Raw genomic sequence first — 26,503 nt, 5'->3', positions numbered from 1 at the left:
GCGTCACGAACTGCATGCCAACGCAGAGCGTGGGAACGACAATCTGAGTCGACCCCCAATCCCCCTCACACCACAAAACCGCCGTGTGACACAGACGGGCCTGCCATCCCCCTCTACCAATACGTCTCAACCGCAACCTGCCCCGGCTTGCGTGACAGGCTCAGGCGCATGTCACGCTGCTTGAGCAATGCACGAGTGTCGTCAATCATCTGCGGATTACCGCACAGCATCACCCGCGAATGCTCCGGTGTCAGTGCGATACCTGCCGCGCGCTCAAGCTCCCCGTTTTCAATCAACTGTGTAATGCGGCCATTCAGTGCACCGGGATGCTGTTCGCGGGTCACAGTCGGTAGGAACAGAAACTTGTCCGCGTATTCGACCAGGTATTCACGCTGCATCAGTTCGCCAATCAGTTGCTGATAGGCCAGCTCGCGTGACTCACGGACGCTGTATACCAGAATGACCCGCTCGAACTTCTCCCAGACCTCGAAATCCTGCAGGATCGACAGAAACGGGGCGACTCCCGTACCGGTGGACAACAACCACAGATCGCGTCCGTCGACAAAGCGGTCCAGGGTCAGGTAACCAAATGCCTGCTTTTCCACCATCAGTTCGTCACCTTCACGCAGCCGACTCAATTCGCTGGTGAATTCGCCGTCCGGCACCACGATGGAAAAGAACTCCAGAAACTCGTCGTGCGGTGATGAAACCATCGAGTAGGCACGCCATACCGTGGTGCCGTCGGCTTTGGTCACACCGAGGCGCGCAAACTGCCCTGCCCGAAAGCGAAAGCCGGGATCACGTGTGGTGCGCAGAGTGAACAGACTCGTGGTCAGCGGCGTGACACGCTGCAATGTCTGTAGGGTGAATTTGTCATCACTGACGGTCATGGTGTGCTTTGAACTCCCGAATATGAAAAGCAGAACTCAGTGTCCCGCAAAGCGGGCTCGATAAACACTGGCTGTTTGTGTTGAATTACCCGGCGGCCTGCCCTGCGACTTAGAGTATTTGGTTCTTGAATCAGCCAATGCATGATCGAACATGAACAGGGCAAATTGTCTCGACCTCTCTTGCACAGGCGTTCCAGCCAAAAGGCCGATAACGCATTGCCAAGTGCCATCAGCCCATCCGTCCGGGTGCCCCTCCAAAGCGCAGATTGCCGTGTATTTGTTCCTAGACTGGATAAACGAACAGCAAGGTCTGTATACGTCATGCAAGGAGGCCACATGAACACAATGGACATAAAGTTTTCGCAGCCCTCGCCAGCAAAAAGCCTGACTCAGAGAGAAATAGAAGTCCTCAAGTGGTCTGCCGAAGGCAAGACAGCTGGCGACATTGCAATGATTCTCTGCCTGAAGGAGCGCACCATTCACTTCCATATTGCCAGCGCCATTCAAAAAATGGGGGTCTGCAACAAGACCGCTGCTGCGGTCCAGGCCGCGCTAAGCGGCATGTTCTGACTGAAGCCGTCAGTCAGACTGCAATCAAACAGGTATCGAAGCAAAAAAATACGTAAAATCGTCTGCCTCAGCGAGCCCACCCATCATCGGGCTCACTGACATACCTTCGATTGCACAGAGTTCTCCCGCCAATGCCCCTGCTCATCAGTCCCTTCGCTGAACTTGATCTCATTCGCCAGCCCGAGCAACAGGATGAGCCGCTGCAGGCATTCGATGCCGCTGACGAGTACCTGCTCAATCATGTTGCAGAAACGGGCCTGAGCCTGCAAAGCCGGGTTCTGGTGCTCAATGACAGTTTTGGCGCGCTGGCTGCGAGCCTGGCACCCCATGCCACCGTGATCAGCAGCAGCGACTCGTTCCTGGCTGCGCAAGGTCTGGAAAAGAACCTGGCGCGCAACGGCATGAGTTACGACGCAGTGCCGCACATTCCAGCCAGCGAGCCGTTGAACGGGCCTTTTGACTGGGTGTTGATCCGGGTCCCGAAGACCCTGGCGTTGCTGGAAGAGCAGTTGATACGTCTGCAAGGTCAGTTGGCCCCCGGTGCGCGGGTTATCGCAGCAGCCATGGTCAAGCATTTGCCACGCTCGGCCGGCGACTTGCTGGAGGAGTATGTGGGGCCGGTGCAAGCGTCACTGGCGGTGAAAAAAGCCCGACTGCTGTTCGCCACGCCGCAGACCAGAGAGGTGCGCCTTTCACCTTATCCGACCCGTTACCGTCTGGACGAGCCGGCCATCGAACTGCTCAACCACGCCAACGTGTTCTGCCGGGACGGACTGGACATCGGCACTCGTGCATTCCTGCCTTATCTGCCGAAAAACCTCGGCACAGCAAGAGTCGCAGACTTGGGGTGCGGCAACGGGGTGCTGGCCATTGCCAGTGCGCTGGACAACCCACAGGCGCAGTACACGCTGGTCGACGAGTCGTTCATGGCCGTGCAGTCGGCAGCCGAAAACTGGCGCGCAACACTGGGCGAGCGCGAGGTGGTCGTTCGGGCGGCTGACGGGCTGGACACGCAGGAGCCCGACTCGCTGGACGTGGTGCTGTGCAACCCACCCTTCCACCAGCAGCAGGTGGTGGGTGACTTTCTCGCCTGGCGCATGTTCCTCCAGGCCCGTGCCGCACTGGTGACAGGCGGTGCGCTGTACATCGTCGGCAATCGCCACCTGGGTTATCACACCAAGCTGTCGCGTCTGTTCCGGGGCGTCGAGCAGGTCGCGGCCACTCCGAAATTCGTGATTCTGAAAGCGCGCAAATAATCTACGGCGCCAAAAAAGACCCTCTTGTCACCACTGGCGGCAAGAGGGTCGCAAAACGTGTCCGGGGACACGAACGGGAATTCAGAATCAATGCGTCGTCAGGCCCGCAGCGCTCATGAACATGCGCATCAGGCTGGCCACGATGAACAGCGCGAAGACACTGCCCGCCCAGATACCGACCAGCCAGGCCAGTCGTTGCCAGAGCGGTTTGCTCAGGGCTGGATCGGGATCGTGCATGGGATTTTTACCAGACATCGCCAATCTCCTCGGTTCGGACTAGTGATAACCGTCTGCGGCTGTCACCTTGCCGCGGAAAACGTAGTAGCTCCAGAAGGTGTAGCCCAGGATGAACGGAATGATGAACAGCGTGCCGACCAGCATGAAACCCTGGCTCTGCGGCGGCGCGGCGGCTGCCCAGATCGATACCGACGGCGGAATGATGTTTGGCCACAGGCTGATGCCCAGCCCGCTGTAACCCAGAAAGATCAGCAACAGGGTCAGCAGGAAAGGCGTGTAGTGCGCATTACGGGCGACAGCCTTGAACAGCCCGTACATGGTCACCAGCACCAGAACCGGCACCGGCATGAACCACAACAGATTGGGCATGCTGAACCAGCGATGCGCAATGTCCGCATGGGCCAGCGGTGTCCACAGACTGACCACGCCCATCACCGCGAGTACGGCAAGGGCCAGAGGACGGGCCAGATCGTGCATCGCCTTCTGCAACGACCCTTCGGTTTTCATGATCAGCCAGGTGCAGCCGAGCAGCGCATAGGCGACGATCAAGGCCAGGCCACAGAACATCGGGAACGGCGCAAGCCAGTCCAGCGAACCGCCCGCAAACTGGCGGTCGACTACCGGAATGCCCTCAATGAAAGCCCCCAGTGCCACACCTTGAAAGAAGGTTGCCGCCAGCGAACCGCCGATGAAAGCCTTGTCCCACAGGTGGCGTTTTTCTTCCGTCGCCTTGAAGCGGAATTCGAACGCCACACCGCGAAAGATCAGGCCCATGAGCATGAACATCAGCGGCAGGTACAGCGCAGACAAAACCACCGAGTACGCCAGCGGGAAAGCACCGAACAGCGCTGCGCCGCCCAGTACCAGCCAGGTCTCGTTGCCGTCCCAGACCGGTGCGACGGTGTTCATCATCACGTCACGGTCGGAACTGTCTTTCATAAACGGGAAGAGAATCCCGATACCCAGATCGAAGCCATCCATCACCACGTACATCATGATGCCGAAGACGATGATGATGGCCCAGATCAGCGGAAGATCGATACCCATGGCTTAAATCCCCTTGCCGAGACGGTCAAGATTGTCGCCATCTTCTTCGCCTTCAACAGCAGCGGAGAGCGGACGGGCCGGTGTGCGTTGCTGGCCGGGGCCACCGTGCGGCACATGTTCGACGTAGGCTTTGGGCCCCTTGCGAACCAGGCGCATCATGTAACCAAGACCTGCGCCGAACAGCACGAAGTAGACAACCACGAACAGCACCAGGGTAATGCTCATCTGCGCCACACTGTGTCCGGAAGAAGCATCGGCGGTGCGCATCAAGCCGTAGACCACCCAGGGCTGACGGCCGATTTCGGTGGTGAACCAGCCGGCGAGAATGGCGATCAAGCCGGACGGCCCCATCCATAGCGCCAGGTACAGGAACGGACGCGAGTTATACAGCGTGCCGCGCTTGCGCAGCCAAAGGCTCCACAGGCCGGTAAAGATCATCAGCATGCCGAGAGCAACCATGACCCGGAACGACCAGAACACGATCAGCGAGTTGGGGCGGTCCTCGAGTTTGAACTCCTTGAGCGCCGGCACTTGCTTGTCCAGACTATGGGTCAGGATCAGGCTGCCCAGGTACGGAATTTCCACCGCGAACCTGGTGCGCTCTTCCTTCATGTCGGGAATGCCGAACAGGATCAGCGGAGTCGGTTCGTCACCGATGTTTTCCCAATGGCCTTCAATGGCGGCAATCTTCGCAGGCTGATGCTTGAGCGTGTTAAGACCATGAAAGTCGCCGACAACCGCCTGAATCGGGGCCACCAGCAGTGCCATCCACATGGCCATCGAGAGCATTTTGCGCACGGCGGGCGTGTCTCGACCTCGCAACAGATGCCAGGCCGCCGACGAGCCGACAAAAAAGGCCGTAGCCACGAACGCGGCGATTGCCATGTGCGTCAGGCGATAAGGGAACGAAGGGTTGAAAACCACCGCGAACCAGTCGGTCGGAATGACACGACCGTCAATGATTTCAAAACCTTGTGGTGTCTGCATCCAGCTGTTGGACGACAGAATCCAGAACGTCGAGATGAGCGTACCGATGGCAACCATCACCGTGGAGAAGAAGTGCAGCTTGCGCCCGACCCGGTTCCAGCCGAACAGCATCACCCCGAGAAAGCCTGCTTCAAGGAAGAACGCGGTCAGCACTTCGTAGGTCAGCAGCGGGCCGGTGACAGCACCTGCAAAATCGGAGAAGCGACTCCAGTTGGTGCCGAACTGATAGGCCATGACCAGCCCGGAGACCACGCCCATGCCGAAGTTGACGGCAAAGATCTTCGACCAGAAATGGTACAGGTCACGGTAGACGTCATCGCGGGTCTTCAGCCACAGCCCTTCGAGCACAGCCAGGTAACTTGCCAGACCAATGGTGATGGCAGGAAACAGGATATGAAACGAAATGGTGAATGCGAACTGGATTCGGGCGAGATCTATAGCCTCTAAACCGAACATAAGATGTTCCTCTCTCAGATGAAACCTGCTGTCGGCAGCGAGCCAACAGCGATTGCCCCCACGGTAATGAGTGCTTATGTTTCTTTATTCTGGCGTTCGCAATGGCGAAAACGCTGGTCGACGCACTGATCACTGCCTTAATGCAATGATGCAGATCAATCGACCATGAAAGAGTAGTCCTGTTCAGCCGTTGAAGTCGTGTGGTCTTTTGTCGCGTGGCGAGTTGTCTCACCGGTAGAGCACTTGCAGACGCCTATCGTTCCTCACGCTCCAGCGTGGGAATGCCGTTCGTGACGCTCTGCGTCACACCTGCGCCGCTCCACCTACGCAAGAGGACGCAGAGCGTCCAGAACCGCATGCCAACGCAGAGCGTTGGCACGATAAACAGTTGGATTTGCGCGCGCGGTTACAACAGCTTGTCCAGCGTGATCGGAAACTCGCGTATCCGTTTGCCGGTAGCGTGGTAGATGGCGTTGGCAATCGCTGCCGGCACACCCACAATGCCGATTTCGCCGACGCCCTTGGAACCCAGCGCGTTGACGATGTCATCGTTTTCTTCGACGAACAGCACGTCAATGTCCCCGATGTCGGCGTTAACCGGAATGTGGTATTCGGCCAGGCTGTGGTTCATCGGACGACCCAGCGTGTGGTCAAGCATGGCTTCTTCCTGAAGCGCCATGCCCATTCCCCATACAACGCCGCCCAGAATCTGGCTGCGTGCCATTTTCGGGTTCACTACCCGACCCGCGGCTACAGCGCTGACCACCCGATTGACCTTGATTGTGCCCAGGTCCTCGTCGACCAGCACTTCGACGAACACCGCCGAGTGCGTCGCAGCTGCATAGGCTTCACGCTTCTTGTCGGGTTCGGCGTCAACCTGCACCTCGATCACGCCGTTGGCCTGGGACGCTGCCAGCTCCGCCATCGACAGCGCCTGGTCGCCCACATACAGCCTGCCTGCTTCGAAACGAACGTCGTCCGGCGTGGCTGATGCAAACTGTGGGTGCAGACCCTTGGCCACTTCCAGTACCTGACGCTGCAAGGCCTGACACGCCTGCTGGACCGCGGTGCCGACTGAGGAGACCGTAAAGGAGCCGCCCTGCAAAGGCGCGGTCGGCAGCGAAGAGTCCCCCAGCAGGAAGGTGACATTCTCTACCTCGATACCCGAGGCTTCGGCGGCGATCTGCGTCATGACGGTATACGTACCGGTGCCGATGTCCGTGGTGGCGCTACTGACCACCAGGCTGCCATCCGCTTCAAGACGCGCCTTGGCGCTGGCTTTCATCTGCATGGCTTCCCAGACACCGCCCGCCATGCCCCAACCCACCAACTGGCGGCCTTGACGCATGCTGCGCGGCTCCGGGTTGCGACTGTCCCAACCAAAGCGCTCGGCTCCCTGTTTGTAGCACTCGCGCAACTCTTTGCTGGAATATGGCTTGTCCTCGTTACCATTGCGCTCAGCGTAATTGGTCAGACGCAGACGCACCGGGTCGATGGCCAGTGCGCAGGCCAGCTCATCCATGACGCATTCCAGACCGATCATGCCCAGCGCGGCACCCGGGGCACGCATGTCCAAAGGCGTGAACACATCCAGCGGCACCAGCTTGTAGGTCAACTGCACGTTGTCACAGTGGTAAAGCATGCCGCTCCATTCCACAACGTGCTCGCTGAAGTCCTCGAAACGTGACGTCTGGCCAATGGCTTCGTGGCCCACAGCCAGCAGACGGCCGTTGGCAGCAGCGCCCAGGCGCAGACGCTGAATGGTGCGAGGGCGATAGCCGAAAGTGAACATCTGTTGCCGCGTCAGGGTCAGGCGCACCGAGCGTTTCAGATGCAATGCCGCCATCACCGCCAGCGGCAACTGGTATTGCGGGCGCAGGCCTGAACCGAAGGCGCCCCCGACAAAGGCAGCCAGCACGCGAATCCTGTCCTTTTCCAGACCGAAGATCTTGTGCAGATAGTCCTGACAGTTCTGCGTGCCCTGCGTCTTGTCATGAATCTGCAAACTGCCGTCAGCCTGGTACAGCACGGTCGAAGCATGCGGCTCCATAGGATTGTGGTATTCGCTGGGCGTGCTGTACGTCACATCGACGCTCAACGCCGAACTCGCCAGCTCACCTTCGAAGTTGCCACGCGCAGGCGGCAGTTCGGCAGGCGCGTCGTACGCCGTGTCGAGCATCGTCTGCAGGTCAGTCTCGTGCGCCTGCTGCTCGTATTCGATACGCACCAGCGAGCCCGCATGCCGCGCCAGCTCCAGCGTATCGGCGACGACCAGCGCAAGTGGCTGGCCGCTGTACATCACATTGTCGTTATAGAAAGGGCGAAACGGCGAACCGTCGGCCGAATCGGCGTCTTCGTAATTCTCGTCGTAGCTGGCCAGCGAGGGCCGATTGGTGTGGTCGATAACGGCAACGACGCCCGGCACCTTCAATGCTTCTCGGGTATCGATGCTGACAACGCGGCCATTGGCGATCGTGCTGGAGACCACGCTGCCATACAGCAGGCCTTCTTCAGGGTACTCACCGGCGTAACGCGCACCGCCTGTCACTTTCAGTCGACCGTCGACGCGGTCCACTGGCTTGCCCAATGGCGAAAATGGCTGATTCATTGAGCACTCCCTCCTGTTGCGGCATCGCTCAGGGCACGAATAATCGCGCGGCGGGCCAACCTGACTTTGAAACCGTTATGCTCAAGGGGCTGCGCGTCTTCAAGCATGGCGTCAGCCGCAGCGGCGAAGTTCTCGCGAGTGACCGGTTTGCCGATCAACAACGCCTCGACCGCCTTGTCGCGCCACGGCTTGTGCGCGACACCGCCCAGCGCCAGACGCACGTCACGTATCACCTCACCGTCCAGTTCGATTGCAGCCGCGACCGATACCAGGGCAAACGCATAAGACGCGCGGTCACGGATTTTCAGGTAAGCGTTGTGGCTGACGAAGCCCTGTGCCGGCAGCTCGACCGCGATGATCAACTCGTCATCGGCCAGTTGATTGTCACGTTGCGGCGCGTCGCCCGGCAGGCGGTGGAAATCCGCGAATTCGATGGTGCGGCGACCGGCGCGTCCTTCGACATGCACCACGGCTTCCAGCGCAGCCAGCGCCACGCACATGTCAGACGGATGAGTGGCGACACAGTCGTCACTGGCACCCAGGATCGCGTGAATGCGATTCAGACCTTCACGCGCCGGGCAGCCGCTGCCAGGCTCACGCTTGTTGCACGGCACACCGGTGTCGTAGAAGTAGTAGCACCGGGTGCGTTGCAGCAGGTTGCCACCGGTGCTGGCCATGTTGCGCAGTTGCGGCGAGGCACCGGCCAGCACGGCTTTGCTCAGCAGCGGATAACGCGCCTCGATCAGCGGGTGGTAAGCCAGATCGGCGTTACTGACCAGCGCACCGATCATCAGCCCGCCAGAAGCCGTTTCGCTGACGTCTCTCAACGGCAGGCCTGTGATATCGATCAAGTGTTCCGGCGTAGCGACGTTTTCTTTCATCAGGTCGAGCAGGTTAGTGCCACCCGCGATGAAACGTGTGGCAGGCCCGCTCAGGTTGACGGCGGCGCTGACATCGGTCGGCTTGCTGTAGGTAAACGGGTTCATGCGTTCACCTCCGGCTTGGCTGCCGCATTGTGAAACTGTGGCAAGGCCTCTTCGACAGCGGCCAGGATGTTGCTGTACGCACCGCAGCGGCACAGATTACCGCTCATCAGTTCCTGAATCTCGGCACGCGTACTGGCGCGCCCTTCGTTGGCCAGCCCTACGGCCGAGCAGATCTGCCCGGGGGTGCAATAGCCGCACTGGAACGCATCGTTCTTGATGAACGCCTGCTGCATCGGATGCAACGTGTCGCCGTCGGCAAGGCCTTCGATGGTGATCAGCTCGGCACCGTCGCACATGATCGCCAACGTCAGGCAGGCATTGATGCGCGTGCCATCGCGCAGTACGGTACACGCACCACACTGGCCGTGGTCGCAGCCTTTCTTGGTGCCCACCAGATCAAGCTGATCACGTAACAGATCCAGCAAGGTGGTCCAGGGCAGCACGTCCAGCTGGCGTGGCTGGCCGTTCAGGGTCAGGGAAATCGCATGGGTCGCGAAGTCCTGGGGGTTCGGGGTCGTTGCACTCATGGAAACCTCACGGTAGGTACTCACTTAGCGCACTTTTATGCGTCTTAAGGGGTGGGACTTCGCGAGGTTTGCAACGTTCACGCTTTATGGATGAGCGTGCAGATGATCAAAAGGCACTCATCCACAGGCAGCCATCCCGGCAAGCTGCTGGTATGATGCGCGGCTTTTTCCGACCCGCCGCAAGTCAGACGGGCTGCCTCGCAGTCTGTGCTTTGCTGTTGGAGTCGATCATTCACGACGCACGCCGCGTCACGGAGAGCCAGACATGCTGGAAAGGCTGTTTCAACTCAAGGCACATAACACCAACGTGCGGACCGAGATTCTTGCGGGCGTCACGACTTTCCTGGCGATGGCTTACATCCTGTTCGTCAACCCGAGCATCCTTGGCGAAACCGGCATGGACAAGGGCGCGGTGTTCGTCGCCACCTGTCTGGCCGCGGCCATTGGCTCGACGGTCATGGGCCTGATCGCCAACTACCCGATCGCGCTCGCGCCGGGCATGGGCCTGAACGCCTTCTTTACCTACACCGTGGTCCTGCACATGGGCCATACCTCGCAGGTTGCGCTGGGGGCCGTGTTCATCTCGGCGGTGATGTTCTTCATTCTGTCGATCTTCCGCATCCGCGAATGGATCATCAACAGCATCCCCCTGCCCCTGCGCTCGGCCATCGCCGCTGGTATCGGTCTGTTTCTGGCGCTGATTGCCCTGCACAACGCCGGAATCGTGGTCAGCAACCCGGCCACCATGATCGGCATGGGCGACCTCAAGCAACCCGCTCCGGTGCTGGCCACGCTGGGTTTCTTTCTGATCGTCGCGCTGGACCATCTCAAGGTGCGTGGCGCCGTACTGATCGGCATTCTGGCCGTGACGCTGGTCTCCATTGCGCTGGGCTTCACGCCGTTCGGCGGCCTGGTATCGATGCCGCCTTCGCTGGCACCTACCTTCATGCAGCTGGACATCATGGGCGCGCTGGACGTCGGCCTGGTCAGCATCATCTTCGCTTTCCTGTTTGTGGATATCTTCGATAACTCCGGCACGCTGATCGGTGTGGCCAAACGCGCCGGGCTGATGGGCAAGGACGGGCACATGCCGAAAATGGGCCGTGCGCTGATTGCCGACAGTACTGCCGCAATGGCCGGTTCCCTGCTGGGCACTTCGACCACCACCAGCTACATCGAGTCAGCTGCAGGCGTGAGTGCCGGTGGGCGTACAGGTTTGACCGCTGTGGTGGTCGCCGTGCTGTTCCTGCTGGCACTGTTCTTCGCCCCGCTGGCTGGCAGCGTACCGGCCTTCGCAACGGCCCCGGCGCTGCTCTTCGTCGCGGTGCTGATGGCATCCGGCATGGCTGAAATCGACTGGGACGACATTACTGTTGCAGCACCGGTGGTGATTACCGCCCTGGCCATGCCGTTCACCTATTCCATTGCCAACGGCATCGCCTTTGGCTTCATTTCCTGGACCGCGATCAAACTGCTGTCGGGGCGCTGGCGCGAGCTGAATTCTGCGCTGGTGATCCTGTCGATCCTGTTCGTGATCAAGCTGGGCTGGTTCAACGCATGAGTGTTCCCTTCGACCCTGCGAGCTACGACCGTCAGCTCGAAGAAAAAACCGTCCGCCTGCGCGAACTGCTGGCCCCGTTCGATGCGCCAGAACCGCAAGTGTTCGACTCGCCACGCGAACACTATCGGCTACGCGCCGAGTTTCGCCTGTGGCGTGAAGATCAGAAGCGCTATTACGCGATGTTCGCGCCGGGTGACAACAGAACACCGATCCTGCTGGACGGTCTGCCGATTGCCAGCGAGCGCATCAACGCACTGATGCCGGTGCTGCGCGAGCGCTGGGAAGCCAGCCCGACGCTTAACCACAAGCTGTTTCAGGTGGACTTCCTGACCACGCTGGCGGGCGACGCGATGATCACCATGTGCTATCACCGCCCGCTCGACGCCGATTGGCAAGCTGCGGCCGAGCAGTTGGCTGCCGAACTGGACGTCAGCCTGATTGGCCGTTCCAAGGGTCAGAAGCTGGTCATCGGCCATGATTACGTGACCGAGAAGCTCGATGTGGCTGGCCGTACGTTCAGCTATCGCCAACCGGAAGGTGCGTTCACCCAGCCCAACGGCACCGTGAACGGCAAGATGCTCAACTGGGCCTTTGATGCGCTCGGCGAGCGACAGGACGACCTGCTGGAGCTGTATTGCGGCAACGGCAACTTCACCCTGCCGCTGGCCACCCGGGTGCGCAAAGTACTGGCGACCGAAATCAGCAAGACCTCGGTCAATGCCGCGCTGAGCAATCTGGATGACAACGGCGTGGCTAACGTCACCCTGGTGCGCCTGTCGGCCGAAGAACTGACCGAAGCACTGAATGAGGTGCGGCCGTTCCGCCGTCTGCAGGGCGTGGACCTGAAAAGCTACGATTTCGGCAGCGTGTTCGTCGATCCGCCCCGCGCCGGCATGGACCCTGATACCTGCGAACTCACCCGCCGCTTCGAACGGATTCTGTACATCTCCTGCAACCCGGAAACCCTGGCCGCCAACATCGCCCAGTTGCACGACACCCATCGGGTCGAACGCTGCGCCCTGTTCGATCAGTTTCCGTATACCCACCACATGGAATCCGGGGTGCTGCTGGTTCGGCGCTGAGATTTATCTGACTGACTACCGTGCGACGCTCCGCGTCGCATGCCGTTCTTCTGCGTCCGGTCTTGAATGTGCAGCGCAGCGCAGATCTGTGACGCAGAGCGTCACACAAGGCATTCCCACGCGGGAGCGTGAGGAACGATAGGTGTCTTGTCTGGAGCGAACAGAACGATCATTACCCGACCGTACGGTTATCGTGCCCTCCCGCGAAACTGTCAGAATATTTATTAGCTTCCTATCGATACGCTGAGGTATAAACCGAAAACGTGAATTAGCCGCTTCGATGGGATCCCTTTCTTGAGCTCTGAGTCTTCCGCTTCTTCTGCCCCGGTCAAGTTGTCCAGTCAGCCCGGTTTCGTCAGTTTTATCCTTTCGCGTCTGATGGCAGTGTTTGCCATGCAGATTCAGGCGGTGGTCGTTGCCTGGCAGGTCTATGACATGACCCGCGAGCCGATGGCGCTGGCCTATGTCGGTCTTGCTCAGTTCATTCCCATGTTGCTGCTGTTGATGCCCGCCGGAGACCTGATCGATCGTTACAACCGCAAGGTTATCCTGATGATCAGTTGGGGCGTGCAAGCTGTCTGCGGCGTCATTCTGTTCGTGTTTTCAGTGCTGAAGCTGCAGGACCTGCGGTTGATCTACGGTGCTCTGATGCTGTACGGCTGCGCCCGCGCCTTTACCGGTCCGGCCCTGCAAAGCCTGTTGCCGCAGATTGTCCCGCGTGACCAACTGGCCTCGGCCATCGCCACCAACAGCGTGATCATGCGCTGCTCGACCGTCGGCGGCCCGCTGATCGGTGGCTATCTGTACTGGCTGGGCGGCGCAGAGCTGACGTATTCCGTCTGCGTGGCGGCGTTTATCGCCGGGGTCCTGCTGCTCGCGCCGGTCGCCACGCCCTTTGTCGGCAAGCCGGTGGAACCGGGCTCCAGCGCATGGGGCCGGTTCACAGCAGGCATTGCCTTCATTCGCTCGCGGCCGATCATCCTCGGTACTATTTCGCTGGACCTGTTCGCCGTGCTGCTCGGTGGTGTCGTGGCGCTGCTGCCGATCTACGCCCACGAGGTGTTGCACCTCGGGCCACAAGGGCTGGGCATGCTGCGTGCGTCAATGAGCCTGGGTGAACTGGGCGTCGGTATTTACCTGAGCATGCGCCCGCTGGACCGCAACGTCGGCATGACCATGTTTCTTGCCGTCGGCCTGTTCGGCGTGGCGAACCTGGTATTTGCGCTGTCGACACTGTTCTGGCTGTCATGCCTGGCGCTGCTGATTGCGGGTGCCGCGGACATGGTCAGCGTCTATATTCGCTCGGCGCTGGTGCAGTTTTCGACGCCGGACAACATGCGCGGTCGGGTCAACGCCGTGAACATGCTGTTTATCGGCTCCTCCAACGAGCTGGGCGAGTTCCGGGCGGGCACCAGCGCCTCGCTGGTCGGCGCGATCCCTGCGGCAATCATGGGTGGCGTCTGCACCCTGGGAGTGGTTGGCGCGTGGATGGCAGGTTTCAAATCACTGCGCCAGGTCGACCGCTTTGCCGATGCCTCGCCACCGGACACGCTCAAGACACATCCCGTGAAACAGGCCTGACAGCGTCAGACACCGGGAAAACAAGACCGGGGCTGCGCTTGCGCGAACCAATCAGCCCCATTGCACCTCTATACCCTCGCATCCTGCACATGCTGGCCGGAACGCCGGACTGGCGCAGACCTGTATCAGCAGCGACACTCATTGCACGACAAGAAGAGGGATCCGACATGCTCTGGAAAAAAGGCCGACGTAGCGACAACGTAGTCGATGCGCGCGATGGCGGCAGCAGTGGCGGCGGAGGCATGCGCATCGGCGGCAAGGGGCTGGGTCTGGGCGGCATTGTGATTATTGTCGCTATCGGCCTGCTGACTGGCCAGGACCCGATGCAGATTCTTGGGCAGTTGACCGGGCAAGGCACCGAGCAAAGCGCTCCACCCAGCGCACAAACGCGTCAGGCGCCCCCGGCCAACGACCAGCAAGCCGAATTCGTGCGTAGCATCCTCGGCGACACCGAAGACACCTGGCGCGCCGTGTTCGCTCAGAACGGTCGCGAGTACAAGGACCCGACGCTGGTGCTGTTCAGCGGTCAGGTCAACTCGGCCTGTGGTCGCGCCACCTCGGCAACCGGCCCGTTCTATTGCCCGGCTGACCAGCAGGTCTATCTGGACATGGATTTCTTCCGCGAAATGGCGCAACGCTTTTCCGCTGCTGGCGACTTCGCCCAGGCTTACGTGATCGCCCACGAAATCGGGCACCACGTGCAGACCCTGCTGGGCATTTCTGCCAAGGTCGACAAGGCTCGTCAGGCCGGGCAGAAAATGGAAGGCGCTAACGGTTTACTGGTCCGTCAGGAGCTCCAGGCGGACTGCTTTGCAGGTGTTTGGGCCTACAACGCACAAAATCGTTTGAACTGGCTCGAGCCGGGTGATATTGAAGAGGCATTGAACGCGGCCAACGCTATCGGCGATGATCGCTTGCAACAGCAAAGCAGTGGTCGAGTCGCTCCGGACTCTTTCACTCACGGGACGTCTGCACAGCGTGTTCGCTGGTTCAAGGCAGGCTTTGCCCAAGGCCAAATCAATCAATGCGATACATTCGCCGCCAAGAGTCTCTGAGCACATGATTAAACCGCTTCTGGTCCTGTTGTTGAGCACTGCCTTCGCGAGCCTCGGGGCGCATGCCGAGGATCAAGCGGTTACGTCCATCAGCCCGGATCGCCTGGCCATCAATGGCGCAGAGGCTACACTCGGGCTGAGCCAGGAGTGGGTACACACCAAGCCCAAGATCGAGCGCGTGGTGATCGTCCTGCACGGTCGTCTGCGCAATGCACAAACCTACCTGCGCAGCATCGAACGTGCCGCCAATCAATCCAGAGAGCGCAGCAAAACACTGCTGATCGCTCCGCAATTTCTGGATGAAAAGGATATCGTTGCGCATCACTTGCCGGAGTCTATCCTGCGCTGGCACCAGAACAGCTGGATGGAAGGTGCCACTGCAAGCGGCCCCAAACCGGTCAGTTCGTTTCTGGTGCTGGACCACATCCTCAAGCGCCTGAGCGACAGCAAGCTGTTTCCTAACCTGAAGGAAATCGTTATCGCCGGGCATTCCGGTGGTGCGCAGGTGGTGCAGCGCTACGCAATGATCGGCGGCAAGGAAGACGCCCTGCTGCAACGCGAAGGTGTGAAGCTGCGCTACGTGATCGCCAACCCGTCATCCTTCGCCTATTTCGATGCCGAACGGCCTGAGCCGGTCACGGCGCAGAGCTGCCCGAACTTCGACGACTGGAAATACGGCCTGAACAAGATGCCGTTCTATTCAGGCAAGGAAAAGCCGGCTGATATCGAGAAGAATTATGTGAAGCGCGACATCACCTACCTGATGGGCGAGCTGGACACCGACCGCAATCACCCCGCACTGGACAAGACCTGCGCGGCCGAAGCACAAGGCCCCTATCGCCTGATTCGTGGCCAGAACTACTTCAACTACCTGCAGAAGCGCCATCCAGAGGGTCTAAACCAACGACTGGTGATCGTGCCGAAAGTCGGTCACAACGGCGACGGGATTTTCACCTCGCCCGAAGGCCAGGCGGTACTTTTCAAACCGTTTTGAGTGGATGACTCTCGAGCTGGACGCAGAACGTTAATATCATTCCTGCGCTCCGCGCAGGAATGCATGTCTGGATGCTCTGCCTCCTGTCTTGAGCGTGCGGTGCGGCGCAGGTTTGTGACGCAGAGCGTCACCCAAGGCATTCCCACGCTGGCGCGTGAGGAACGATAGTCGCACGAGAGCCAGCTCGGATCACCCCAGCATCCCGCGTAGCGCTGTGCAATCCACCGCATGCCAGTCGGTCAGCTCAGGCCAGGGGTTGTCCTTCAGGTTGACCAGAACGGTCCTGGCACCTGCCGCACGGCCGCAGTTCAGGTCATGCATGTAGTCGCCGATCATGACCATCTGCTCCGGCTCGACATTCCAGCGAGTAGCCAGCTTCAGCAACCCCGCCGGATCCGGCTTGGGGGTCGCTTCGTCACGGCCCAGTACATCCTCGGCAGCAAAGCAGTCAGCCAGGCCGATCGCCTGCAAGGTGATATACGCCAGCTCCTGAGCGTTGCGGGTCAGGATTCCGAGCCGGTAGCCACGCGCCGACAACTCGCGAACCAGCTCGACAGCACCGTCGGCAGGCTGCGAAGCCAGTGCCAGCTCGCGCTCATGCTCCAGCAGCCAGGCATGCTTGGCCGCTGACTCTTGCGCAGGCAATGCTGCAAGATGTCCCAGAATGTCATCGTCCTGGGGGATGCCCAGTTCGCGCTTGATCGCCGGAAAGTCATGGACCGGAAGCGTCAGGGTGCCGTCCATGTCGAACACCCAGTGCCGTATGCCGTCGAGTGTCATGCCCAGTCCTTACGGTGGCGGATCAGCCCTTCCTGGCTGACCGATGCAACCAGTTGCCCGGCGCGGTTGAAGATGCTGCCGCGCGAGAAGCCGCGGGAGTTGCCTGCCCAAGGGCTGTCCATTGCGTAGAGCAGCCAGTCATCGGTGCGCAGGTCGTTATGAAACCACAGCGAGTGGTCAAGGCTGGCGACCTGCATATCGCGCTGCCAGACCGTCTTGCCATGAGGCCGCAGCGAGGTGGTCAGCAGATTGAAGTCGGAGGCATAGGCCAACATGTAGCGATGTAGCGCCTGTACGTCCGACAGGCTGCCATCGGCGCGAAACCATACGTACTTCACCGGATCGCCAGGTTTGGGATCGTAAGGGTCTTCGGACGTCACCGGGCGGAATTGAATCGGTTTGGGGCGCAGAAACTTGTCGTGCATCGCTTCGGGAATCAGGTGCGCACGGCGAGTCAGCAGCTCAAGCTCCGACGGCAGGTCTTCCGGACCGACAATCTGCGGCATCGTCGTCTGATGCTCGAAGCCCTCTTCGTCGTACTGAAACGAGGCGCTGCATGTGAAAATCGGCTTGCCCTTCTGAATGGCGGTGACGCGACGCGTACTGAAACTGCCGCCATCACGTACGCGGTCCACCTGATAGACCACCGGCAAGCCAGCATCGCCCGGGCGTAGAAAATAGCCGTGCAGCGAGTGAACGTGACGGTCCTCTTCAACGGTCTGGCTGGCGGCGGACAACGACTGACCCAGGACCTGACCACCGAACAACTGGCGGAAACCCAGGTCCTGGCTGTGGCCGCGAAAAAGGTTTTCTTCAATGACTTCCAGCGTCAGCAACTCAACCAGATCATCCAGCACTTGGCTCATTCTCACTCCTCTCGCCCATCGACTCTGCACTCGCAAGACAACGGCAGTCGCTGCAGTTGCTGGCAGACCTCGAGCCTGCCCCATTGGAATGGAATGATACAGATTTAGGATGGCGGACTTAATTCAATCTGTACCCTTATCAAATCAGGGCTTCAGCGTCTTGAGCCACTGCTCGTGACTGATCCGGTACAGCACATGCGGCTTGAGCGGGTGCCCGTCCGCCAGATCGGGATGTTCAAAGTTGCCGGACTCGTCGAGCTGCATCCCGATTGCCTGCATCACTTTTTGCGATGGCTGGTTGTTTACCGGGGTGAACGACACGATCTCTTTCAGTTCCAGCCGCTCGAAACCACAGCCCAGCGCGGTCCAGGCCGCTTCACTGGCGAAGCCCAGGCCCCAGTGGTCATAAGCCAGTCGCCACCCTATTTCGACAGCCGGTGTAAAAGGCGCCTTGAAGCCCACAACGTGCAACCCGGTAAAACCGATGAATTCGCCGGTGTCCTTGCGCTCCAGCGCCCACAGGCCGAAGCCCAGTTCGGCGAAGTGACCACGCAGCCGCCCGATCATGGCGGCACTCTCGAGACGGCTAAGGGAGTCGGGGAAATAGCGCATGACACGCGCGTCCGCGCACATGTCAGCGAAGGCTGGCAAGTCATCGTCACGCCACTGCCGCATCAGCAGCCGGGCGCTGTCAAGCTTGAGTATCGGTTCCATCGATTCCCCCGTATTACGAGACGTGAGTGGGCGTAAGGACGCTTTGCTGGCACTATCGGACTTCGACCCTTCAACGGACGCAAAATGTCCCTACCGCTTATCTACCACGAAGACTACAGCCCGGAATTCCCGGCGGATCACCGCTTCCCGATGGACAAGTTTCGTTTGTTGCGCGATTACCTGGTCGACAGCGGGCTGACCAGTGACGTTCAATTAATGCGGCCCGAGTTGTGCCCGGCGGACATTCTGGCGCTGGCCCACGACCCGGCGTACATCCGTCGCTACCTCGATGGAGATCTGTCGCGTGAAGATCAGCGGCGTCTGGGCCTGCCCTGGAGCGAGGCGCTGGCGCGCCGCACGGTTCGTGCCGTAGGTGGCTCATTATTGACTGCCGAACAGGCCTTGAAACACGGAATGGCCTGCCATCTGGCGGGCGGCACTCACCATGCGCACTATGACTACCCCGCCGGTTTCTGCATTTTCAACGACCTTGCCGTGATCAGTCAGTACCTGTTGCAAAGCGGCCGGGTGGACAAGGTGCTGATCTTCGACTGCGATGTACATCAAGGTGACGGCACCGCGCGCATTCTGGCCTATACCGAGGAGGCCATTACCGTCTCGCTGCATTGCGAAAAGAACTTCCCGGCGCGCAAGGCCCAAAGCGACTGGGACATCCCGCTGCCAATGGGGATGGGCGACGCCGATTACCTGAACGTAGTCGACGATCTGCTCAATTATCTGCTGCCGTTCTACAAGCCGGATCTGGTGCTATACGACGCGGGCGTGGATGTTCACAAGGATGATGCACTGGGGTATCTGCAGCTTACCGATCAGGGGCTGGCCAATCGCGACGAAGCAGTGCTGCGTCATTGCCTGAGCCGTGACATTCCGGTCATGGGCGTGATCGGCGGCGGCTACAGCAAGGACCGCCAGGCACTGGCAAGACGCCACGGGATCCTGCATCACAGCGCACAACGGGTCTGGGACGACATGGGCTTGTAACCACGCTTTGCATCCCGAGTTGCAGCACACCTTGGAAGGTCGCTCGGGTAGAATGCCCGCCTCCTCCGCTATCGATATTTCGCTGACCATGACTGACCTCGCCTTCCCTGCTGCCCGAACCGTCGCCGTTATCGGAGGCGGCCCTGCGGGACTGATGGCAGCCGAGGTGCTGAGCCAGGCAGGCCTGAAAGTCGACCTCTACGATGCCATGCCTTCAGTGGGGCGCAAGTTTCTGCTGGCTGGCGTGGGCGGCATGAACATCACCCACTCCGAGCCCTATCCGGCCTTTGTGTCGCGCTATGCCGAACGTTCGCCGATGATAGCGCCGCTTTTGCGCAGTTTTGATGCCGATGCACTGTGTCGCTGGATTCATGCACTGGGCATCGAGACATTTGTCGGCAGCTCAGGCCGTGTCTTCCCTGCTGACATGAAAGCCGCGCCACTGCTACGCGCCTGGCTCAAGCGCCTGCGTGACGCAGGCGTCACGATCCATACCCGTCACCGCTGGCTCGGCTGGAACACTGATGGCAGCCTGCGCATCACCAGCGCGGATGGCGAAAAGGCACTCACACCGGCAGCAACCTTGCTGGCACTGGGCGGTGCCAGTTGGGCCCGACTGGGTTCCGATGGTGCCTGGCTGCCGTGGCTCGAGGCGAAGCAGGTAGACATTGCGCCTTTGCAGGCCGCCAACTGTGGTTTCGAGGTGAGCGCCTGGAGCGAGCTGCTGCGCGACAAGTTTGCCGGTGCGCCGTTGAAGAACATCGCGATGGGCCTGCATGGCCATGCCCTGCGTCTGGGCGAATGTGTGCTGACCGTCACCGGTGTCGAAGGCAGCCTGGTATATGCCCTGTCGGCGCAGATTCGTGAACAGATCAATCGTCGCGGCTCAGCGATTGTGGATATTGATCTGCTGCCCGGCAAGACGCTGGCAGACGTTCAAAAAGCCCTAAGCAAACCACGCGGCTCGCGCTCGATGTCCAAGCACCTGCACAGCCAATTGGGCCTGGACGGGGTTAAGACAGCACTGTTGCGCGAGCTTGCGCCGCGTGAAGCGTTTGCCGATCCGCTGCTGTTGAGCGAGGCCATCAAGGCGTTGCCACTTGTCCTGATCAAACCGCGCCCCATCGACGAGGCCATCAGCACGGCGGGCGGCGTGACTTTCGAGGCGATGGACGAGCGCCTGATGCTCAGGCAACTGCCCGGGGTGTTCTGCGCAGGTGAAATGCTCGACTGGGAAGCCCCTACAGGCGGCTATCTGCTGACCGCCTGCTTCGCCAGCGGCCGCGCTGCGGGGCTGGGGATGGTCGAATGGCTGCAATCACTCGCCCGCTCTGGCGCGTGATGCCCCCCCACGCAGAGCATGAGGAACGATAGGCGTCCTTACACTCACCACGTCCGCCTCTGAAAGCGCACTTCGCCTCAAGGCTTCTTCTTGCGCGGCCCGGTGTTGAAGACCGGGACCTTGCGTACTGGTTTGACCGCTGGTGCAGGCTCGGACTCGCCGCTGTCGACCCACTTGCCCAGGTTGCGCTTGCTGCCCGATACCTTGCGTTTCTTCGGTTTCTTGGGCTTTTTCAGTATCTGACCGCTGGCATCCGTGCCCGGTACGCGATGCTCCGGCTCGAAGTCTTGCTCTTCCTTGCGTTCCAGGGTCTGGCGGGTCAGCACCTCAATGGCCGACAGCAGCTCTACTTCATCGGCACACACCAGTGAAATCGCCTCGCCCGTCAGCCCCGCACGGCCGGTGCGGCCGATACGGTGGATGTAATCCTCGGCCACAATCGGCAGGTCCAGGTTGACCACGGTCGGCAGATCATCAATGTCCAGACCGCGTGCCGCCACGTCGGTCGCAACCAGAATCTTCACTTCGTTGCTCTTGAAGCGGTCCAGCGCACGCTGGCGGGTAGCTTGCGGCTTGTCGCCGTGAATGCCGTCGGCATTCATGCCCAGTGCCTGCAAGCGATCCACCAGTTGATCAACGCCGACCCGGGTCTTGGCGAACACCAGTACCTGACCCCAGCGATGCTTTTTCATCAGATGGATGAACAGATCAGCCTTGCGTTTCTTGTCCACGGTCACGACCCATTGCTTGACCGAAGACGCCGCCACGTTGCGCGGGCTGACTTCGATGGTCAGCGGATCATTCAGCATCTGCGCAGCCAGCAGACGAATCTCGTCGGAAAAGGTCGCCGAGAACAACAAGGTCTGACGCTGTTTGGGAAGCACGGCGTAGATACCGCGCAACTCCTCGGCAAAGCCCAGATCGAGCATACGGTCTGCTTCATCGAGGATCAGGGTCTGCAACTGGGAGAACTTGACCGCATTCTGGCGATGCAGATCGAGCAAGCGACCGGGAGTCGCAACCAGCACGTCCACGCCCTTGCGCAACTTCATCATCTGCGGGTTGATGCTCACGCCACCGTAGGCTGCGTAAGTGCTCAACGGCAGGTGCTCGGCGTACTGGCGAATGCTTTCGTGAACCTGATCGGCCAGCTCGCGGGTTGGTGCCAGGACCAGTGCGCGAATCGAGTTAGGCGCAACTTTCGGGCCTTCCATGGTCAGCCGTTGCAACAGCGGCAGTGCAAAACCTGCAGTTTTGCCGGTACCGGTCTGCGCTGCTGCCATCAGATCGCGGCCCGCCAGTACCGGAGGAATTGCCTGGGTCTGTACAGGCGTCGGAGTCTGGTAACCGAGCGCTTCAAGGGCGCGCAGCAAGGGTTCGATCAGGCCGAGAGAGGCGAATGTCATGGAAATACCGTAGGAAAGATTCAACGCAAGGCGCGCAGTTTAACCTGTCCGGCCCGCCTCGGTTAGCTTGTGCGCGTCGATCCGACCTTTCGTAGAGGCGACCTGCGCCATTGCGGCAGGCCAATCAGCACGACGGCGCTGATAATCACCACCATGGCCATGCACTCTTCGGCACCAATCGTTTCGCCAGCGAACACCACACCGAGCATCACTGCCACGGCCGGGTTGACGTAGGCGTAGCTGGTGGCGGCCGCCGGGCGAACGTTCTTGAGCAGGTACATGTAGGCACTGAATGCGACGATAGAGCCGAACACCACCAGATACAGCAGCGCGCCCCAGCCCGCCGCCGTCGGCATATGCACCAGCCGCTCGCCACTCAAGGCACTGCCGATCAGCAGTGTTGCGCCGGCAGTGATCATTTCCGCCGCACTTGCCATCGGTCCTTTCGGCAACGGCAAATGCTTACTCAACACCGAGCCAAACGCCCATGCTGCAGCAGCAAAAACCACCAGGGCCGCGCCATAGGGGCTGGCCTGCAGATTGGAACCCAGGTTCAGCAGGCCGATGCCAATCAGGCCCAGCACGATGCCCGCCCACTCCAGATTCGTCGTGCGATTGCCCCAGAACAGACCGAACAGCAAGGTAAACAGCGGCATGGTCGCCACCGCCAGCGCTGCGACCCCCGAGGCAACGCCTGCGTGCTCGGCCAGGGTGACACCGCCATTACCGCATGCCAGCAGCAGAAAGCCGATGACAAACGCCGCTTTCCACTCGCCCCAGGTCGGTGCAGGGACACCGCGATAGCGCAAAAAACCGTACATCAGAAACCCGGCGATCAGAAAGCGCACACCCGCCATCATCAGCGGCGGCCACGATTCCACGCCAATGCGGATGACAAGATAGGTAGAGCCCCAAATCAGGTACAAGGCCAGAAAAGCACCGATGAGTAACGGCGAAACACGAACGGATTGAGGCATGGCAAGGCTCTGGGATCATTGTTATGGTTAGCCTATTGTATGAAGGCTACAACCGGATATTAAGCAGACAAACCTGTTTAAATCCGCTAAAAACCTATGATCCAACGCTTATAAGCCCTGCCAGCCTTTTATTTAAAAAATCTGTCGCGCTACACGAGGAACGCCATGACGCTGGATAAATACGATCGGATTCTGCTCGATGAGCTGCTGAAAAATGGCCGTGCGTCTTTTGCGCAGCTGGCGAAACTCGTCAACCTGTCCGCCCCCGCCGTGGCCGAACGGGTTGCCAAGCTGGAGGCAAGCGGCGTGATCACCGGTTACGAGGCGAAAGTCGACCTGTCAAAAGTCGGTTTGCCGATTCAATGCCTCATCGAGCTGCGCATGGGCAGCCATGGCAATCAGCAGGCCTACAAGGATCTGTGGCAGGTCCCGGAGCTGATCCAGTGCTATCGCGTGACGGGAGACCCGTGCGTGATCATGAGGGCTGCGGTCGATTCAATGCCGCACCTGGAGGATTTGATCAACCGGATTGCCAAGTTCGGCTTCAGTAAAACGTCCATCGTGCTGTCGACAGCCGTGGAGCGCAGTCTGCCGGCCGATTACCTGATCGGCAACGGCAAGCAGGAGCACTGACAGGTCAGCAGCCGCGCTGACGCTTCAGCGTTTCGGGACTTTCTGCAGTGAGCACAGCATCTGGTGGGAAATGGCAGAGATGCCGTGGGTCTGACGCAGTTCATTGGTCAGGTGCACGGTGAGGTTGGCGGCCATTTCCGCATCGGCCATCGCCCGGTGAGCCTTGCCTGTGTCGGGCAGGCGTGCATAGCGGGTCAGCGTGCCGAGCTTGTGGTTCGGTGCGCCGGGCATCAGGCGTCGGGCCAGCAACAGTGAACAGGCAAAACTCTGTTCGCGCGTGCGCTGAATACGCGACAGCTCGTAATCCCAGAACTTCTGGTCGAACGAGGCGTTATGCGCGACCAGCGGCGTCGAACCCACGAAATCCGCCACATCGCCCATTACCCGCTCTGCACTGGGCGCGGTACGAATCATGTTGTTGCTGATGCCGGTCAGCCCTTCGATGAACGCAGGAATACGCACGCCGGCATTCATCAGGCTCTGAAAACGCTCGACGATACGGCCCTGCTCCATGATGACCACCGCAATCTCGGTCGCCCGGCAGCTGTGGCCGGGGGAGATGCCGGTGGTTTCAAAGTCGATGACTGCAATACGTTCCAACACTGGCCTGACCCTGTAAATTCATTTCAACAACAACGTGCCTTCAATAGGCACGTAACGACTGGCTGCGCGGATCAAAGAGTTCGCCGTCAGGCCAGGCACGCCATAGGCCACTGCCTCAACGCCATGCTTGCTGATCACACGCTCGAGCAACATGTCGAAATCGCCATCACCGGACGCCAGCACAACTTCGTCCACTTGCGGCGCGAAGTCCATGATATCGATGGTGATGCCGACATCCCAGTCGCCTTTGGCCGAACCGTCGCTGCGCTGGATATACGGCTTCAGCCTGACGGTAAAGCCCAGATTGCGCAGGATCTGCTGAAACTGCTGTTGCTTGCTGTCGCCACGATCGATGGCGTACGCAAACGCGTGAACAATCTCACCACGTTTGCTGATATCCGCCCACAAGGCGGCGTAGTTGAAATGACAACCGTGCGCCTGGCGCACGGTGTAATACAGGTTCTGCACGTCGGCGAACACCGCGATCTTCTTCACCGCAATTCCTCATGGCGGGCAACACGCCCACTGGTTACAGCGATCCGGAATGTGAATCGGCGCCCAGTATGCCAGCTTGAGAACGGAATTGAGCTTCAACTATACGTGCGACGCTCCGCGTCCCACGCATTTCTGGACGCTCCGCGTCCAATCTTGAACAGGCGGCGCGGCGCAGACCTGCGACGCGGAGCGCCAACCACGGCATTCCCACGCTGGAGCGTGCGGAACGATAGCTGTCTGTTCTGGAGCATGAGGAGCGACCACTGCGTGCTCACACAAACGAATCATCGTCCGAGAACATGTCGCCGCCATCGTCGAAGTTGTCGTCAGCCGTGTACTGCTGATCCGGCTGTCCCCAACCGCCCTGATCATTGAACGAGCCGGTGTCCTGAACCGATGGCGCGTCATGAATGACCTCGACGATCTCCTGCGGCTGGCTGTGATGGCTGAACATGCTGCTGATGCCCTCTGCCAGCAACACGCCGCCCGCTACACCGGCCGCCGTCTTCAGCGCACCGCCAAGAAAGCCGCTGCCTGCGGCCGGGGCAGGTGCAGCGTAACCGCCCTGTGACGCTGCGGGCGCAGGTGCCGGGTTGAAACCGGCGCCGTCACGCCAGCCGCCACTGGAAGGCTGGCTCGGCTGCGGCGCACGCGGGGCGCTGCTGCCGAAGATGCTCGACAAAAAACCACCACTGGCCGGCGCTGATGAGGATTGCCCCTTGGCCTGTTGCAGCTCTGCCTGCAACTGCTGAATCTGCTCGTCGCGCTGTTTGACCTGTTGATTGAGCTGATTGACCGCAGCCTCCTGGACCAGAATCGCTTGCGTCATGTAATACGGCGCGGCGGGCTGACGGGTCAGATGCTCCTTGATGCGCGCCTCGGCCGCAGCATCTCGCGGGGCGGATGCCGTTTCAGCGTCTTTCAGTTTCGAGAAAAGACCATCGATCAGGGTTTGCTCTTCGCTGTTCATGACCACCTCACTGAGTTGCCACTGGAATTCTTCCCCGCCGCAATGGCAGGACCATGCTCAGAAAATGGGGCCTCATCAACGCGCTTCAATGACATGAAGAAAAAGATAAGAAGATGTGAGCCCGACACCGCCGTGCTTGGTTCGACCAAGGCCATGGGCTAAAGTGTGCGCCTGCTTTTAGCCTGCGATCTATCTACATGAACCCGTTGACCGTCATCCAGGATTCGCTTTATTTCTTTCGGCGCAATCTGGGCAGCATTCTGCTGCTGTGCCTGCCTGTCGTGGTCCTCGAAGTGCTGGCCAAACAAGCGTTGAGCAACGCCATGTCCGCCGAGACCTCGCCGGCCTACGAACTGGTCATCGGACTGTTTTTCTACCCGATCTATACGGCGGCACTGATCCTGTTCCTCGACGCACGCAGCCGTGGCGAAGAGGTTTACACGCGCGACCTGCTGGCCATGGCACTGCGTTTGTGGCCCACTTTCGCGGTGCTCTCGGCAATGAGCACCCTGCTGATCATGTTCGGCCTTTCCCTGTTCGTGATACCCGGCCTGTGGGTGATGATCAAACTGGCGTTCTGCGAATACCTGCTGGTCCTGCGCAAGCTCACACCGCTCATGGCCATGCGCGAAAGCATGCTGATGACCACCGGACACTTCACGCGCATTCTGGTGTGCGTGCTGAGCGTATACATTCCGCTGTGGCTGCTCGAGGGTGTCAGCCTGTACCTGTTTCCGGAACCGCAAAGCGCAGCGGTTTCCGTGATCACCGACAGCATCGGCAGCTTCCTGCAATTGTTCACCACCATCGTGACGTTCCGTCTGTTCATGCTGATCAACGAGCCCGCGCACCGGGCCTGAACCGAGGGCTGACGTCAG

Annotated in this window: 26 protein-coding genes; 11 read left to right on the top strand and 15 right to left on the bottom strand. The window is 60.1% G+C overall.

The window, feature by feature from the left end; genetic code table 11:
* Window positions 1–113: 113 nt before the first annotated feature.
* A complete protein-coding gene (locus tag ALO80_RS01850; RefSeq protein ID WP_055007725.1) occupies window positions 114–890 on the bottom strand; it encodes a ferredoxin--NADP reductase in 777 nt (258 codons plus the stop codon).
* 336 nt (window positions 891–1,226) lie between these two features.
* Here ALO80_RS01850 and ALO80_RS28840 point away from each other — a divergent pair, with 336 nt between their 5' ends.
* Entirely contained in the window at window positions 1,227–1,460 is a 234-nt protein-coding gene (locus ALO80_RS28840; RefSeq protein WP_082426990.1) for a helix-turn-helix domain-containing protein, read from the top strand.
* 131 nt (window positions 1,461–1,591) lie between these two features.
* The gene (locus ALO80_RS01840) at window positions 1,592–2,716 is read left to right on the top strand and encodes a methyltransferase (RefSeq protein ID WP_055004709.1); all 1,125 of its coding nucleotides are present in this window, start codon (window positions 1,592–1,594) and stop codon (window positions 2,714–2,716) included.
* A gap of 87 nt (window positions 2,717–2,803) precedes the next feature.
* Here ALO80_RS01840 and ALO80_RS28835 read toward each other — a convergent pair whose 3' ends face one another.
* The 6 genes from ALO80_RS28835 to ALO80_RS01815 all read right to left on the bottom strand — a co-directional run bounded on the left by ALO80_RS28835 (window position 2,804) and on the right by ALO80_RS01815 (window position 9,564).
* A complete protein-coding gene (locus ALO80_RS28835; protein WP_061447419.1) occupies window positions 2,804–2,971 on the bottom strand; it encodes a DUF2474 domain-containing protein in 168 nt (55 codons plus the stop codon).
* A 21-nt stretch (window positions 2,972–2,992) separates the two neighbouring features.
* Window positions 2,993–4,000 carry a cytochrome d ubiquinol oxidase subunit II gene (cydB, locus tag ALO80_RS01835; RefSeq protein WP_054984802.1) on the bottom strand — a complete coding sequence of 336 codons (1,008 nt, stop codon included), beginning with the start codon at window positions 3,998–4,000 and terminating at the stop codon, window positions 2,993–2,995.
* Between the two features lie 3 nt (window positions 4,001–4,003).
* Window positions 4,004–5,443: a cytochrome ubiquinol oxidase subunit I gene (locus ALO80_RS01830; RefSeq protein ID WP_055007724.1), complete on the bottom strand. Its 1,440-nt coding sequence runs from the start codon at window positions 5,441–5,443 to the stop codon at window positions 4,004–4,006.
* 406 nt (window positions 5,444–5,849) lie between these two features.
* Window positions 5,850–8,051, bottom strand: coding sequence for a xanthine dehydrogenase family protein molybdopterin-binding subunit (locus ALO80_RS01825; RefSeq protein ID WP_055007723.1), 2,202 nt, complete (start codon window positions 8,049–8,051; stop codon window positions 5,850–5,852).
* On the bottom strand, window positions 8,048–9,037 hold the full coding sequence (locus tag ALO80_RS01820; RefSeq protein ID WP_055007722.1) for an FAD binding domain-containing protein: 990 nt from the start codon (window positions 9,035–9,037) through the stop codon (window positions 8,048–8,050). The genes ALO80_RS01825 and ALO80_RS01820 overlap by 4 nt, the downstream gene beginning before the upstream one ends.
* The gene (locus ALO80_RS01815; RefSeq protein WP_055007721.1) at window positions 9,034–9,564 is read right to left on the bottom strand and encodes a (2Fe-2S)-binding protein; all 531 of its coding nucleotides are present in this window, start codon (window positions 9,562–9,564) and stop codon (window positions 9,034–9,036) included. Before ALO80_RS01815 ends, ALO80_RS01820 begins: the two co-directional genes overlap by 4 nt.
* Before the next feature lie 265 nt (window positions 9,565–9,829).
* Between ALO80_RS01815 and ALO80_RS01810 the strand changes: the two genes are divergently transcribed.
* The 5 genes from ALO80_RS01810 to ALO80_RS01790 all read left to right on the top strand — a co-directional run bounded on the left by ALO80_RS01810 (window position 9,830) and on the right by ALO80_RS01790 (window position 15,837).
* On the top strand, window positions 9,830–11,125 hold the full coding sequence (locus ALO80_RS01810) for an NCS2 family permease (RefSeq protein WP_055007720.1): 1,296 nt from the start codon (window positions 9,830–9,832) through the stop codon (window positions 11,123–11,125).
* Window positions 11,122–12,207 (top strand): tRNA (uridine(54)-C5)-methyltransferase TrmA, encoded by a 1,086-nt coding sequence (gene trmA, locus ALO80_RS01805; RefSeq protein ID WP_055007719.1) that lies wholly within the window; start codon window positions 11,122–11,124, stop codon window positions 12,205–12,207. The genes ALO80_RS01810 and trmA overlap by 4 nt, the downstream gene beginning before the upstream one ends.
* A 294-nt stretch (window positions 12,208–12,501) precedes the next feature.
* Window positions 12,502–13,788: an MFS transporter gene (locus ALO80_RS01800; protein ID WP_054984795.1), complete on the top strand. Its 1,287-nt coding sequence runs from the start codon at window positions 12,502–12,504 to the stop codon at window positions 13,786–13,788.
* Between the two features lie 167 nt (window positions 13,789–13,955).
* Complete coding sequence (gene ypfJ, locus ALO80_RS01795; protein ID WP_055007718.1) at window positions 13,956–14,843, top strand: KPN_02809 family neutral zinc metallopeptidase; 888 nt, start codon at window positions 13,956–13,958, stop codon at window positions 14,841–14,843.
* Between the two features lie 4 nt (window positions 14,844–14,847).
* Window positions 14,848–15,837 carry a hypothetical protein gene (locus ALO80_RS01790; RefSeq protein WP_055007717.1) on the top strand — a complete coding sequence of 330 codons (990 nt, stop codon included), beginning with the start codon at window positions 14,848–14,850 and terminating at the stop codon, window positions 15,835–15,837.
* Window positions 15,838–16,026: 189 nt separating this feature from the next.
* On the opposite strand, the gene ALO80_RS01785 is transcribed toward ALO80_RS01790, so the two are convergent.
* The 3 genes from ALO80_RS01785 to ALO80_RS01775 form a co-directional block, all read right to left on the bottom strand.
* The gene (locus ALO80_RS01785) at window positions 16,027–16,617 is read right to left on the bottom strand and encodes an HAD family hydrolase (RefSeq protein ID WP_055007716.1); all 591 of its coding nucleotides are present in this window, start codon (window positions 16,615–16,617) and stop codon (window positions 16,027–16,029) included.
* Window positions 16,614–17,483, bottom strand: coding sequence for an acyl-CoA thioesterase II (gene tesB / locus ALO80_RS01780; RefSeq protein WP_055007715.1), 870 nt, complete (start codon window positions 17,481–17,483; stop codon window positions 16,614–16,616). The genes ALO80_RS01785 and tesB overlap by 4 nt, the downstream gene beginning before the upstream one ends.
* A 144-nt stretch (window positions 17,484–17,627) precedes the next feature.
* Window positions 17,628–18,197 carry a GNAT family N-acetyltransferase gene (locus ALO80_RS01775; RefSeq protein WP_055007714.1) on the bottom strand — a complete coding sequence of 190 codons (570 nt, stop codon included), beginning with the start codon at window positions 18,195–18,197 and terminating at the stop codon, window positions 17,628–17,630.
* An 84-nt stretch (window positions 18,198–18,281) separates the two neighbouring features.
* Between ALO80_RS01775 and ALO80_RS01770 the strand changes: the two genes are divergently transcribed.
* Both ALO80_RS01770 and ALO80_RS01765 read left to right on the top strand, forming a co-directional pair.
* On the top strand, window positions 18,282–19,199 hold the full coding sequence (locus ALO80_RS01770; protein WP_055007713.1) for a histone deacetylase family protein: 918 nt from the start codon (window positions 18,282–18,284) through the stop codon (window positions 19,197–19,199).
* 88 nt (window positions 19,200–19,287) lie between these two features.
* Window positions 19,288–20,541 (top strand): TIGR03862 family flavoprotein, encoded by a 1,254-nt coding sequence (locus tag ALO80_RS01765; RefSeq protein ID WP_162491651.1) that lies wholly within the window; start codon window positions 19,288–19,290, stop codon window positions 20,539–20,541.
* A 77-nt stretch (window positions 20,542–20,618) separates the two neighbouring features.
* Here the strand turns inward: ALO80_RS01765 and ALO80_RS01760 are convergent, their stop codons facing one another.
* Window positions 20,619–21,947, bottom strand: coding sequence for a DEAD/DEAH box helicase (locus ALO80_RS01760; RefSeq protein ID WP_055007711.1), 1,329 nt, complete (start codon window positions 21,945–21,947; stop codon window positions 20,619–20,621).
* Window positions 21,948–22,009: 62 nt separating this feature from the next.
* Entirely contained in the window at window positions 22,010–22,924 is a 915-nt protein-coding gene (gene yedA, locus ALO80_RS01755) for a drug/metabolite exporter YedA (protein WP_055007710.1), read from the bottom strand.
* Between the two features lie 165 nt (window positions 22,925–23,089).
* Here yedA and ALO80_RS01750 point away from each other — a divergent pair, with 165 nt between their 5' ends.
* The gene (locus ALO80_RS01750; protein ID WP_054984785.1) at window positions 23,090–23,557 is read left to right on the top strand and encodes an Lrp/AsnC family transcriptional regulator; all 468 of its coding nucleotides are present in this window, start codon (window positions 23,090–23,092) and stop codon (window positions 23,555–23,557) included.
* 24 nt (window positions 23,558–23,581) lie between these two features.
* On the opposite strand, the gene ALO80_RS01745 is transcribed toward ALO80_RS01750, so the two are convergent.
* The 3 genes from ALO80_RS01745 to ALO80_RS01735 form a co-directional block, all read right to left on the bottom strand.
* Window positions 23,582–24,157, bottom strand: coding sequence for a 3'-5' exonuclease (locus ALO80_RS01745; RefSeq protein WP_055004810.1), 576 nt, complete (start codon window positions 24,155–24,157; stop codon window positions 23,582–23,584).
* 21 nt (window positions 24,158–24,178) lie between these two features.
* Entirely contained in the window at window positions 24,179–24,655 is a 477-nt protein-coding gene (locus ALO80_RS01740; RefSeq protein WP_054984783.1) for an NYN domain-containing protein, read from the bottom strand.
* A 271-nt stretch (window positions 24,656–24,926) separates the two neighbouring features.
* Window positions 24,927–25,625: a DUF2076 domain-containing protein gene (locus tag ALO80_RS01735; protein WP_055007709.1), complete on the bottom strand. Its 699-nt coding sequence runs from the start codon at window positions 25,623–25,625 to the stop codon at window positions 24,927–24,929.
* A gap of 197 nt (window positions 25,626–25,822) precedes the next feature.
* On the opposite strand from ALO80_RS01735, the gene ALO80_RS01730 reads away from it, so the two are divergent.
* Window positions 25,823–26,485: a YciC family protein gene (locus ALO80_RS01730; RefSeq protein WP_055007708.1), complete on the top strand. Its 663-nt coding sequence runs from the start codon at window positions 25,823–25,825 to the stop codon at window positions 26,483–26,485.
* The last annotated feature ends 18 nt before the right edge of the window (window positions 26,486–26,503 follow it).

Source organism: Pseudomonas caricapapayae (assembly GCF_001400735.1).
Lineage (GTDB): Bacteria > Pseudomonadota > Gammaproteobacteria > Pseudomonadales > Pseudomonadaceae > Aquipseudomonas > Aquipseudomonas caricapapayae.
This window is presented reverse-complemented; position numbering and strand designations above follow the sequence as displayed.